We start from the raw sequence: 12,166 nt of genomic DNA on the forward strand, positions 1-12,166 counted from the left end.
GCGTCTGGATAGACCATGGTCTAGGTCACGGCACACCGCTGAATTACCTTTTACAAAGCTAAGCTAGTCTTGAGCCTTGTTGAGAAAGCGTCGCACGGAAAGCGGTTGCTTCGAAGTTGCTGTCCAGACGGACCGTGCAATTGTGAAATTCGAGACCGATCAGCGCATACGCTAACGGCGAATTTAGAATCCTCAATCCCAATTTAATAGATGCGCAGCGGTGTCCTCTCCTAGGGTTCGCCTACCGGACTCGACGGATTGGAGCGACCCATGAATGCCCATAGCACAACATTGATAGCAGACAGCCGGGAGACGTTGACCAAAGGCAGACCGCGGGAGCTCGTCGATGAATACGCCGCGCTCATCAAGCGATATGTCCTGCTCGAACAGCCGCGCGAGCAGCAGCTTGCACGACGCTGGCAGGAGCATGGCGACCGCAGCGCGACCGACGCGCTCGTCACCAGCCATCTCCGGCTGGCGGCAAAGGTCGCGCGGCGCTACCAGCGATACGACCTTCCGCTGGCCGATCTGATCGGCGAGGCCAATCTCGGCCTCGTCATCGCGGCTTCGCATTTCGAGCCCGGCCACGGCGCCCGGTTTTCCACCTATGCCCTGTGGTGGATCAAGGCTGCGATCCACGAATACATCCTGCGGTCGCGATCGCTGGTCAAGATCGGGACGACGGCCGCGCAGCGGAAGCTGTTTTTTGGCTTGCGGCGCGCCATAACCAAGTTCGGCGGCGACAGGGCAGGGCTCACGCGGGAGGTGGCCGAGGCTGTCGCGCATGAGCTCGTGGTCCCCGTTCGCGAAGTGATCGAAATGAGCAGCCGTCTGACGGGCGACCTTTCCCTGAATGCGCCCGTCGGCGATGACGGGCCGACCGAGTGGGAGGCGATGCTGGTCGATCATTCGCCGAATGCCGAGGCGATTGTCGCCGAACAGGATGAAGCCGCGCAGAAGGCCAAAGCGCTTCGTTCGGCCCTTGATGTGCTGACCGCGCGGGAACGACGTGTGTTCGTGGAGCGGCGGCTCCGCGAGGATCCGCCGAGCCTGGAGGATCTCGGACGTGAGCTGTCCATTTCCGGCGAGCGCGTGCGGCAGATCGAGACATCGGCCTTCGAAAAGGTCAAGCGCGCCGTGACAAGGAATTTGAGACCCTCGCGATCCACGGCCTGAGAGTGGCTGGTTGGGACGAAAGCGGCGAGTGACGCCGATCGCGCCGCCGGTCCTTCGTCCGGCAAGTCAATGCCGGATTGCGGGCCACCTTTGCCTTTGGGCGAATTGCCTTTTCTTTCTGAGCTGGCTGATGGTACTGGCAGAAACTTAGAAACTGCTTGGGGCTACCCCAATGATGGTTGGGCAAGGCCAGCGCCCCGTCTACGTCTGCGCGGGATGGGAAATCGATCTTGCCAGACGAGAACTGCGCTCCATCGGGAAGCCGGTCCCGTTGGGGGGGCGGGCCTTTGAAATTCTTGGGGAATTAGTCCAGGCGGGGGGCGATCTGGTCTCCAGGAATGACCTGGCGGAACGGGTTTGGCGGGGGGTCTTCGTCGAGGAGAGCGCGCTTAGGGTGCATATCGCGGCGATCCGCAAGGCTTTCGGCTCCGATCGCGACATGCTGGGCACGACAGTCGGCCGTGGCTATCGCCTGCTGGGGGCATGGCGGATCCGGCATATGGATGCGCCGCGTCAATCGGCCGCGCCGGAACTGCCGCCGTCGACCAACATTCCCACGGCGAGGTTCGATCTCATCGGCCGCACAGTTGCGATCGCGCAGCTGTGGGAGCTACTGTCAGCCTATCGGATCGTGAGCCTCATCGGGCCCGGAGGGATCGGCAAGACGGCGCTTGCGCTACAGGCCGCCAGATCGCTGCCGGCCGGCTTTGCGGTTGATCGATTGCTGATCGAGCTGGCCTCACTGTCCAATCCCGAACTTGTTCCTTCGGCCGTCGCCGGTGTGCTCGGCATCAAAGTGGAAGGCGAGGAGATCTCACCGGAATCCGTCGCGCGCGCGATCGGTGCGCGGCAATTGCTACTCATCTTCGACAATTGCGAGCATGTCGTCGATGCAGCGGCCAGGCTGACGGAAACGATCGTCAACCACTGTCCCGAGACGACCATCATTGTAACCAGCCGCGAAGCGCTGCGTATCGACGGCGAACATGTCTATCGCGTTCCTGCGCTGGGCGTGCCGCCCGAAGCACGGCTTGCCCCTGGCGCTGTATTTGAGCACACAGCGGTAGAATTGTTCATGACCAGGGCGCAAGCGCTTGGTTCCAATTTCTCGCGCAACGAAGAGAACCTGGGCGCCGTCGCAGCCATTTGCCGGCGGCTGGACGGCATTCCGCTCGCGATCGAGTTTGCCGCGGCGCGTGCGGTGATGCTCAGCCCGCCGAAACTAGCGGCACTTCTCGACGACAGGTTCAAATTCCTGACGACCGGTCGGCGCACCGCGGTGCCCAGACAGCAGACGCTTCGCGCGACGCTCGACTGGAGTTACGACCTGCTCCCGGAGGCCGAAGCGCGGGTTCTGCGGCAACTCGGCATATTCGCCGGAGATTTCCTGCTCGATGCAGTGGTTGCGGTTGCCGGAAATCACATCAGTGATGTCACCGGTCAGCTTGCCAATCTGGTGGCCAAGTCGCTCGTTGTCGCCGACATTCGCGGGGACCGTCCTTACTATCGCCTGCTGGATACGACGCGCGCCTATGCGTTGGAGAAGCTGCATGCGAGCGGAGAATATTCCGATGCCGCCCGACGCCACGCCGAATATTATTGCGATTTCTTCGCCAGCGCAGAAACCGATAGCGAGCTGAAACAGCAGGCGGAGTGGCTTGCCATCTACGGCCGGCATATCGACAATGTCCGCGCCAGTCTCGATTGGGCGTTCTCGCCTGCCGGAGACGCGCAGATCGGGGCGGCGTTGACCGCGGCGGCGGTCCCGCTATGGGTGCAATCGTCGCTGCTCGCAGAATGCCGCGAGTTGACCGAGCTGGCACTGGCAAGTCTCGACGCGACCGCCGCGAACGCACTGCAACTGCGCATGCAATTGTCGGCCGCGCGTGGCTGGTCGCTGATGTACGGTGTTGGGAGGGCTCGGGAGGCCGGTCCTGCCTGGGCCGCGACCCTGCAGCTTGCCGAGGAGCTCGGCGACCGCGACTACCTTTTGCGCGCGCTTTGGGGGCTGTGCATCGATCAGTTCAACAATGGGGCGTTTCGGAAGGCGCTTGAATTCGCGCATCGCTTCGCCGCGGGCGTGGCGGATTCCAGCAATTCCGTCGACCGGATGATGGCTGACCGGCTTTTCGCCACCACGCTGCATTATCTCGGTGATCAGAGGCTGGCGCATCATCACATTACGCGAACCTTGTCGTCCCTTGCGGATCTGTCGCCGAAGCCGCAGGTCATCCGTTTCCGGTTCGACCTGCGGGCCTCGGCGCACTACTTCCACGCCCGTATCCTTTGGCTGCTTGGATTGGCGGATCAGGCATTGAGCGTCGTCGAGCACAACATCGAGGAAGGCCGCGCGAGCGGTCACGCCCTGACATTCTGCAGCGTGCTGGGGCAGGGCGCCTGCCCGATCACTTTCTTTGCCGGTGATCTCGACGCGGCGGAGCGCTACTGCACATTGCTGATCGAGCACACCGAACGTCACCCGATCCGCCTGTGGAACTTGTGGGCGCGTGCCTTCAGGGGGGTGGTGATGGCGCGACGCGGCGCCGTCGCTGACGGACTGCCCGTGCTGCGCAAGGCGCTTGAGCTGGCGGGCGACGCACGGTTCTTGCCGCGCTTCCTGCTGCCTCTCGGCGAACTGGCGGCATGCCTTGGCGAGGCCGGCGAGGTGTCGCAGGGTCTTGCCACGGTCGACGAGGCGCTTGCGCGATGCGAGGCGAGGGACGAGCGATGGTACGAGGCCGAGCTCCTGCGCATCAAAGGTGAATTGCTGCTGCATGCCGGCGAGTATCGCTCTGTTGCCGCGGCCGAACAGGCCTTCGACAAGGCGTTCGCGGTGGCACGCAGCCAAGGCGCGCTGTTCTGGGAACTAAGGACGGCGATCAGTCTTGCAAGATTGCGGATCAGTCAGGACCGTCCCGCCGACGCACACCACATTCTCGCTTCCGCATACGGGAAGTTCACCGAAGGCTTCGAGACATCGGATATGAGGTGCGCGCGAACCATGATGGAGCGGCTTTCGACCGGATAGGTTGAACCGGCGGTACGCTGGCGGATGCCCCGGGGGAGGTATCCGACCTATGCAATCGGATACGCGTGCGGCCTCGGCGAGCGCCGCATCCCCCGTGCTCCAGAACGTCCGGCAACTTGCTCTCCGTGCAGCCTCTCGTGTCGCAGGGGGGCACGCAGTGCTAGCTCCGATGTCGTATGCCGGGATCAGCATGTCCTGGCGTATCACGCAGGTCTTTCGATTCCGCGCTCTTCTATCGGAATTGCACGGCAGCCGTCACCATGCACGGTGTTCTGTCCTGCGCCGTTACTGTAGAATGATCGATGCTGGTCTCTGAAAAGCGTGCGCACGATGTATCCCTTCTCGCGACGAGAACTCCTTGAAACGGCCGTGCGTGCTGCCGCGTTGATCGCTTGGCCCGGCTGCGCGAGGGCGGACGACTACCCCTCTCGCCCCATTCGGCTGGTGATCCCTTATACGGCCGGCGCCGCGGGTGACCAGATCGGCCGGCCTTGGGCCGAGCGGATCGCGTCGCTGCTGGGCCCGACCTACGTCGAGAATGTGGGCGGCGCCGGCGGCGCGCTCGGCTCCTCCGCCGTGGCGCAAAGTGCACCCGACGGCTATTCGCTGCTGCTCGGCAACGGCAGCACCCAGGTCATGATTCCGTTGTCCTCGGCACGTCCTGCCTACGACGCGGTCCGCGATTTCCGGGCGATCTACCGCCTGATCACCAGCACGCTTGCTTTCGTCGTTTATCCTTCGCTGCCGGTCAAGAATCTGCAAGAACTGGCCGCTTACGCGAAGGCCAATCCCGGCACGTTTTCCTACGGGACGCCGGGGGCAGGTACCGGAAACCATCTCGTCGGCGAGATGTTCAGGCAGCAATCGGGCATTCCGGCTGAAATCGTCCACGTCCCTTACCGGGGCATGGGGCCCGCGACCAATGACCTCATCAGCGGCCAGATCCCCTCGATGATCGCGGTCGTGTCCAGTCAGCTCCTGCAGTTACACGAGGCCGGCAAGGTGCGCATGCTCGCGGTGACGAGCGAGAAGCGGTTGAGCGGGGCGCCGGAGATTCCGACCGTCATCGAGTCCGGCATGCCGGGCCTCAGATATGCCGGCTGGTTTGGCCTGTTTGCGCCCAAGGCAACCCCGGACGGGATCGTGGATCGGATCGCCGCGGCCACCCGCAGGGCGATGTCCGAACCAGCGTTGCAGGAAACCTATCGTTTGCAGGGCTTGGAGCCGGACATCGATTCAAGCCCGGATAAATTTCAGCAGTTGGTCGAAGACGAGCTGGGTCGTTTGGCTCCCATCATCAAGTCGATCGGGCTGAAGCGCGATTGAGGCAAGAAAGCTCGCGCCGTGTCGGGCCGCCGCGCGGCGCGATCAATGGGCCGCAAGCGAACCCGAACGCCGGGAGCCCAATTCCGCGAGAAATTCTTTGGCCGCCGTCAGGCCGCGTGTGTGGAATCCCTCGGTAAATCGCCCGTAGATCGGCGCAAGCATGTCCAGCGCTTCTTCGCGGCGGCCTTGTCGCAGCCACAGCCTCGTGAGGCTGATCGCGGTACGCAGTTCATAACCCAGCGTGCCCTGATACCGGGCCAACTCAAGCGATTGCGTGAGGCTCCGTTCCGCCTGCAGGAAATCCGGCTTGCTCCTGCGCATCAGCACTTCTGCCCTTGCCCGCATCATGTCGGGCATTTCCATCATGAAGTTACAACGTCGGGCCTGGGCAATCGCCCGATCAATCGTATCCAGTGCTTCATCGCCGTGATCTGTCGCTGCCAAAGCTGTCGCGAACGGTGCGCAAAGCCCGGCTACTACGCCGAAGCGTTGGCTCTGCAGCTTCTCGACCGAGTTTTTCAGCATGGCGAGCCCGGGATCGGCCTCGCCCCGCGCCAGCAGCGCGATTCCCTTCATGGCTTCGCCGACAACTTGGAAGGTCGCGAGGCCGTGTCTGCGGGTCTCAACGACGAGCCTGTCAATGTGCTCCTCGTAGTTCTCCAGCTCCTCGTTCCAATAGAAGACAGCGAATGCCGATAGCAGCGCTCTGCAGAGCATGATCGGATGGTTCGCAGTGATGGCGTGGGAAACGACTCTGCGCGCCGTTTCCGCGGCCTGATCGGGATGTCCCTGAAGCCAGAGAATGCGGGCGAGGGTGATGTGGGCGCGCCCGGTATAGTTGAGAGGCAGGTCGCCATGGATTTTCGCGTCCCGGCCCGGACGACGCAAGGCGGCTTCGATGTAGGCGCGCGAGGCGGCGACGTCGCCAAGATAGTGGTAGGAGATGCTCAGCGATACGCGCATGCGCGCCACTGCAGCGGGGTCTTCGCTGGCGATGGCAACGGCCTCGCCGCGCTTGGCGGTCTTCAATGCGTCGTCGAAGTTGCCGGCGAACAATTGGAGCAGATGGAGCCGGTCGATCAGGCGGATCTGACTGGGCGCGTCGCCGGTCTTCTCGGCCAGCTCAAGCGCCCGGTTGAAGCAAGCAACACTCAAATCGTCGATTTGTCCTGTGAGTAGCCGGGCCGATCCCAGTGCGGCGTGAAGTGCGAGGTCGTATCTGACATTCGCGGCCGTTGGATCGAGCGCTTCAATGGCGTGCGTGACCCAGAGCTGGCATTCGGCCAAAAGCGACAGCTTGAAGAACAGGGGTATCGATGCCGCAGTGAGGGCCACGCCGGTTCTGCGGTCTCCTTGATCCGAGAAGCACCATGTCAGCGCGCAGCGTATGTTGCCGATCTGATCGGCGATCGCCGATAGATGTTGGTCCGTCTCGTCACCCGCGCGTTCAAGTAGACCGAGAAAGTATGAGGCATGGCGTTGCGCCATCGACCGGCCATCCACCCTGGCGGCAAGTTTCTCCTGTGCGTAGGCCCGGGTCGTGTCCAGAAGCCTGTAGCGCGTTGAGCCTGTGTTCAGCGTCAGCATCGACTTGGCGGCCAGGCTGGCGAGGGCCGCCATGATCATGTCATCGTCGATCAACTCGGAGGCGGCGATCGATTGAGCGGCCTCCAGGGTGAAGCTGCCTACGAACACCGACAGCCGGCTGAGGATCACACGCTCTGACTCGGACAGAAGATTGAAACTCCACTCGATGGTTGCGCGTAGCGTCCGGTGCCGAGGCAGCGCGGTACGCCGTCCCTCCCACAGCAGATTAAAATGCTTGTCGAGGAGTTCGAGCATGGATTTCACGCCATATGCGCACACGTGGCTAGCGGTGAGCTCGATTGCAAGCGGGATGCCGTCGAGCCGGCGGCAGAGGTTGCCGACATCCGACGCATTCGCATCGGTCAACTCGAACTCGCTACCCCCGGCAGTCGCGCGCTCCACGAAGAGCTCCACGGCAGGGTAGGTGCGCGCGCTTGCGGCCGTCAGAGCGGCGTCTTCCGGTGGGCTTGCGAGCGGCGGCAGGCGATGGATGTGCTCGCCTTCGACACGCAGCAACTCTCGGCTCGTGGCCAGGATATGCAGCTCCGGCGCCTCCTTAAAAAGCCGTTCGGCCAGCGCCGCTGCCGTTTCGATGACATGCTCGCAGCAGTCCAGAATCAGCAGCATTCGCCTGTCGCGCAGAAATGCCGCCAGGCTGCCCGAGGGATCGTTCGATCGCGCCGGAAGTCCAAGCGCAGATGCGGCGATGCCGGGTACGAGAGCGGCGTCGCCGATCTCGCCGAGGCTGAGAAAGTGGACCTGACCGGCAAAATCCGGGAGCAGGGCGTGGCCTATGGAAACGGCGACCGTCGTCTTGCCGATGCCGCCGGGGCCGACGATGGTAACGAAACGCTGGACCTTCAGCTTTTCCGATATGTCTTCGATAGTGCGTTCGCGTCCGGTCGTCAGCCGCGGACACGCCGGCAGATTGTGGTCGTGAGCGGGGGGGGACCTGACCGGCGCGGGTTCTGCGCTTTCCCGGCGCGAGACCGAGCCGACGAAGCAGTAGCCCTGTCCGGAGACCGTGCTCAGATATTTGGCGCCGGCCCTGCCGTCCCCGAGCGCCTTGCGAAGTGCCGCGACATGGACACGCAGGCTGCCTTCGTCGACGTTGACGCCAGGCCATGCGCTGGCCATCAGATCGCTCTTGCTGACGACGGTGCCCGCCTGGATGATCAGCGTCAGCAGGATGTCGAACGCACGATCCGACAGTTGGATTGGGCTGCCATTCCTTTCGATCCGCTTCTGCGCGGCATGCAGGAGAAACGGCCCGAAGACAAAGATATCTTGGGCGGAAGATCCGGTAACGGTCGTCGTGTCACTGCTTCGCCAGCGGAAGTTCATTTTTTGGGGATCTCAACCCGACAGCCGACTTGTGACGTTCCATGACTTAGGAGTGCACCAAAGCCTGGGAGCGCACCGAGGCTTGTAACGTAGCGGCTGCCTCAAGCGTAACATTCGACAGTATCGGGGTAAAGGAGCGCCCGCACTTCACACGTGCGTCACTTTTGCCGGGTGGACATACGAGCTCGGAGTATCCCAGTTTTTCAGAAAACCGTCCCGGATTGCAGAAAAGGACCAAAACGGCCGCCGTTCAAGGTTTGCGAGATGTCGTACATGGCGGCTAGTTCCCAGGATCATCGGTCGATGGCAGGAATGTGCGGCGCCAGCGTCCGGGGCTCAGGCTGGCGTAGGTCTCGCCGGCATCCCAGGTCTCGACGGGGAGGGGGCGGCCGTTATACCAGCATTCGTGATCAACGATGTCTTTGAGAAACACCGATACGAGGGACGCGTCGTCATTTCCCAGCGAGGCGCTCTGCTCGATCGGCTTGTCGAACTGCAGTTCAGTGCCGGCAAGGAGCCCGCGGCGCAAGGTTCGGTGGACATGTGTCGGCGGCTCGGGCATCCCAAAGCAATCCGCAAACTTCGCGCCATGGGCGCGAACACGCCGCGATCTCGATGCTCCAGACGGGTTGCTCATCGAGGCTCACGCTGCATATTCGCGAGACGGGCCCAGTCTATCCGATAACCGTCGGCTTGAGAATGTCTGCCAGCCCGATCCGGCGAAGCAGTTCCGCCCGAGTGCGATCGGCGACTGCGTCGACGACAGCAGCCCCATCATCGTCTGGACCGAAGTGAACCCGCAACGGACGCTGTCCGAACGGCGTGTCCACGACATTCACTATTGCGCTCGCTACCTCATGCGGGGCCGGATCCCGGGGCGAAAGCTCCGCAAGGCCCGAAAGCGCGATTTCGCTCACGTCCGCGGTCGGACCATCCGCGTATTCTTCCGCCCGAATGGTGTCGGCCGGCCTGCCGGAGCGAACATAATGGCCGGGCCCGAGAGCGCCGGGAACGACGATCGTCGTCTCGATGCCCCAACGAGCGAGCTCACCGGCGTAGCTCAATGCCAGCGCATCCAGCGCCGCTTTCGACGAAGCATAGGCGCCCAGGAAGGGTACCGAGCCGCCTCGCGCACTACTCGACGTAATCCAGATGAGCAGGCCCTGGCCCTGCTTGCGCAATTGAGGCAATGCCGCGCGATTGACGCGCTGCGTGCTCAGCACGTTGGTATCGTAGAGTTCGGCAAGTTGCTCTGGCGTAAAAGCCTCCGTCGGTCCGTATACGACCTGCCTGGCATTGTGCACGACCACGTCCAGGCGACCATTTTCGGCAATGATGGTTTCGATGGCCAAATTCACCGAGGCCTCGGAAGAAACGTCGAGCTCGATCGTGCGCAAATCGACGCCATGCTTGCCCGCGTCTGCTCTGATCTCCTCAACGCGACGCGCGTTGCGGCCCTTCGTTTCTCGCATTGACACGTATACCTTGTGGCCCGCGTGCGCCAGTTCCTGGCAGATGCTTCTTCCGATGCCGTTCGCGGCCCCCGTGACGATGATCACTTTGCCCATTCGCTTCCCACTATCCAAAGTCTCCGCATAAAAGGCAGCCCCGCGGAGGCACAGCCGCATCGTTTTGGTGATCCGCTTCGCCGCCTTTGAGCGAAGAGCATCCGGAATAAGGGGCCGCACCAAGTGGGTCTTTCGACCGTGGCGAGCGATTTCCTAAAAGCACGAAATATTTCGAAAAGGCCCGCTCAGGTGACGGGAAAGCCTCGACGGAGACTGAACCGAGAGGATTTGCCGCCATGCCGCCTGCCCACTGAATTGGGGTGCGGCCGGCGCCATCCGACAGGACGGCCGCATGGTGGGACCGCCCGGCGTGCCTTCCCGAAATTGCCGGTGCGTTTGAGAAGATCGGTGCAGTGGTGGCCGGCTACAAGAATCCGCGCGTTTGGATCAACGGACCGCAATCACCAGGCGGCTTGCGCATCACACGGAGGCGGAATGAACCAGCCAGGCAAACTATCGCGCTCGGGGCTTGGGTCGCTCGTCCTGATCGCGGCCGTGCTCGGAGGAGGCGCCGCCGCCTTCGCGTACACCGCGGGCTGGCTCTCGCCCGGACGTCTCACGCCGGAACGGATGATCGAGGCGCTGACGCCGCCGAGCGGCGCGCCGCTCGGGCACCGACGAAATCATGCCAAGGGAATCTGTTTCACCGGTGTGTTCGAGGCGAACGGAAACGGGGTCGAGCTCTCTCGGGCCAAGGTCTTCGCGCAAGGCCGCTACCCGGCCTTGGGCCGTTTCAATCTCGGCACAGCCAATCCGAACGCGGTGGATGCGACCGTGCGCGTGCGTGGCATGGGGCTGCTGATCTCAGCGGCGGACGGCGAAGAGTGGCGGACGGCGATGATCAGCCCGCCGATCTTTCCGGTTTCCACGCCGCAGGCATTTCACGAACTGTTGCTCGCATCCGGCAGCAAGGATCCCGAGGCGATGAAAGCGTTCGCCCGCGCAAATCCGGAGTTTGCCGGGTTCGCGGCCTGGGCCAAGACGGCGCCCTGGACCGACAGTTATGCGGAGGAGCCTTATAACAGTCTTGATAGTTTCGTCTTCACGGATGCGAACGGCGGGGATCACGCGGTGCGATGGTCGCTCCTGCCGTCGGCACAGCCCGTTTCGATTTCGCAAGCCGATCTCGAAAAGCGCGGCCCGGACTTTCTCGAGCAAGAGATCAAGGAACGGGTTCAGACCGCGGGGCCGCAACGATGGACCATGGTCATCACCGTGGCCAATCCGGGCGACCCCACGGCCGACCCGAGCAAGGCCTGGCCGACGGGCCGTCGCACGGTTGAGGTTGGAACATTGGTCGTGCTGCAGATCGAACCGGAGCGGGATGGTTCTTGCCGCGACATCAATTTCGATCCGACCGTTCTCCCGGCGGGCATCCGGGTGTCGGACGATCCTTTTCCCGCCGCCCGTTCATCGGTCTACCGCAAATCCTATGATTTGCGCGCGGCCGAAGCCAAGGACTATCCACGAACCGAGGCGGTCAAGCCATGAGCAATGCTCCCTATCGTTTTGCGCCGCTTCAGCGGCTGCTGCATTGGCTGATGGCAGCTTGCATCTTCGCCATGCTCTTCATCGGGGTGGGCATGGTGTCTACAGTCATGCCGAACTATCTGCCGCTCATCCTCATCCACAAGACGCTGGGCGTCGCTCTCCTGGCGCTTGTTGCGATCCGGCTGGCGCTACGGCTGTATTATGGCGCGCCGCCATTGCCGGCCAATCTGCCGATGGTGATGAAGCTCGGCGCAAAACTGTCGCATCAGATGCTGTATGCGCTCATGGTTGTCATGCCGTTGCTGGGCCTCGGAATGCTTTGGGCAGCGGCTTATCCCGTCGTCCTGTATGGCGGGCTTCAAATTCCGGCGCTGCTGCCGCAGAGCGATGGCCTGCACACGCTGCTCTGGAATGCCCACGTCTATCTGGGATTTGCGTTTTTCGCACTGGTGTTGCTGCATCTGGCCGCAGGTTTGTTCCACGCCTTGATCCGGCGCGATGGCGTATTCGAGACGATCGCGCCCCTGCCGTTGCGGGACAAGGACATCATCACAATGAAAACGCTACGTTCCGCGGCCATCGCGCCAGCAATCCAAAATACTCCTGGTCAGCAAGATCGCATCGCGTGACGCGCAGCCGGAATTTC

At 62.7% G+C, this 12,166-nt stretch carries 8 protein-coding genes; 5 read left to right on the forward strand and 3 right to left on the reverse strand.

The features are described 5' to 3' along the window. Nucleotides 1-315 precede the first annotated feature (315 nt). From ACPPVP_RS17025 to ACPPVP_RS17035, 3 genes are all read left to right on the forward strand, one after another. Nucleotides 316-1,176, forward strand: a complete 861-nt coding sequence (locus ACPPVP_RS17025; RefSeq protein WP_426536247.1) for an RNA polymerase factor sigma-32 — start codon at nt 316-318, stop codon at nt 1,174-1,176. A gap of 175 nt (nt 1,177-1,351) precedes the next feature. Then, nucleotides 1,352-4,204 carry an ATP-binding protein gene (locus ACPPVP_RS17030; protein ID WP_426537903.1) on the forward strand — a complete coding sequence of 951 codons (2,853 nt, stop codon included), beginning with the start codon at nt 1,352-1,354 and terminating at the stop codon, nt 4,202-4,204. A 330-nt stretch (nt 4,205-4,534) separates the two neighbouring features. Beyond that, nucleotides 4,535-5,530, forward strand: coding sequence for a Bug family tripartite tricarboxylate transporter substrate binding protein (locus ACPPVP_RS17035; protein WP_426536249.1), 996 nt, complete (start codon nt 4,535-4,537; stop codon nt 5,528-5,530). A 42-nt stretch (nt 5,531-5,572) separates the two neighbouring features. On the opposite strand, the gene ACPPVP_RS17040 is transcribed toward ACPPVP_RS17035, so the two are convergent. From ACPPVP_RS17040 to ACPPVP_RS17050, 3 genes are all read right to left on the reverse strand, one after another. Then, nucleotides 5,573-8,461, reverse strand: a complete 2,889-nt coding sequence (locus tag ACPPVP_RS17040) for an ATP-binding protein (protein ID WP_426536251.1) — start codon at nt 8,459-8,461, stop codon at nt 5,573-5,575. A gap of 280 nt (nt 8,462-8,741) precedes the next feature. Beyond that, nucleotides 8,742-9,023: a hypothetical protein gene (locus ACPPVP_RS17045; protein ID WP_426536253.1), complete on the reverse strand. Its 282-nt coding sequence runs from the start codon at nt 9,021-9,023 to the stop codon at nt 8,742-8,744. Between the two features lie 112 nt (nt 9,024-9,135). Then, nucleotides 9,136-10,029 (reverse strand): SDR family oxidoreductase, encoded by an 894-nt coding sequence (locus tag ACPPVP_RS17050; protein ID WP_426536255.1) that lies wholly within the window; start codon nt 10,027-10,029, stop codon nt 9,136-9,138. Between the two features lie 435 nt (nt 10,030-10,464). Here ACPPVP_RS17050 and ACPPVP_RS17055 point away from each other — a divergent pair, with 435 nt between their 5' ends. Both ACPPVP_RS17055 and ACPPVP_RS17060 read left to right on the forward strand, forming a co-directional pair. Further along, nucleotides 10,465-11,520 carry a catalase family peroxidase gene (locus ACPPVP_RS17055; RefSeq protein ID WP_426537905.1) on the forward strand — a complete coding sequence of 352 codons (1,056 nt, stop codon included), beginning with the start codon at nt 10,465-10,467 and terminating at the stop codon, nt 11,518-11,520. Beyond that, nucleotides 11,517-12,149: a cytochrome b gene (locus ACPPVP_RS17060; protein WP_426536257.1), complete on the forward strand. Its 633-nt coding sequence runs from the start codon at nt 11,517-11,519 to the stop codon at nt 12,147-12,149. The genes ACPPVP_RS17055 and ACPPVP_RS17060 overlap by 4 nt, the downstream gene beginning before the upstream one ends. The last annotated feature ends 17 nt before the right edge of the window (nt 12,150-12,166 follow it).

Origin of the sequence: Bradyrhizobium sp. McL0615 (assembly GCF_049993905.1) — a bacterium.
GTDB lineage: Bacteria > Pseudomonadota > Alphaproteobacteria > Rhizobiales > Xanthobacteraceae > Bradyrhizobium.

Bases quoted from the DNA above. Each gene is read 5' to 3' on its own strand.
- ACPPVP_RS17045 (WP_426536253.1), bottom strand. From the start codon at position 9,023: ATGCCCGAGCCGCCGACACATGTCCACCGAACCTTGCGCCGCGGGCTC.
- ACPPVP_RS17040 (WP_426536251.1), bottom strand. From the start codon at position 8,461: ATGAACTTCCGCTGGCGAAGCAGTGACACGACGACCGTTACCGGATCT.
- ACPPVP_RS17030 (WP_426537903.1), top strand. From the start codon at position 1,352: ATGGTTGGGCAAGGCCAGCGCCCCGTCTACGTCTGCGCGGGATGGGAA.
- ACPPVP_RS17055 (WP_426537905.1), top strand. From the start codon at position 10,465: ATGAACCAGCCAGGCAAACTATCGCGCTCGGGGCTTGGGTCGCTCGTC.
- ACPPVP_RS17035 (WP_426536249.1), top strand. From the start codon at position 4,535: ATGTATCCCTTCTCGCGACGAGAACTCCTTGAAACGGCCGTGCGTGCT.
- ACPPVP_RS17060 (WP_426536257.1), top strand. From the start codon at position 11,517: ATGAGCAATGCTCCCTATCGTTTTGCGCCGCTTCAGCGGCTGCTGCAT.
- ACPPVP_RS17050 (WP_426536255.1), bottom strand. From the start codon at position 10,029: ATGGGCAAAGTGATCATCGTCACGGGGGCCGCGAACGGCATCGGAAGA.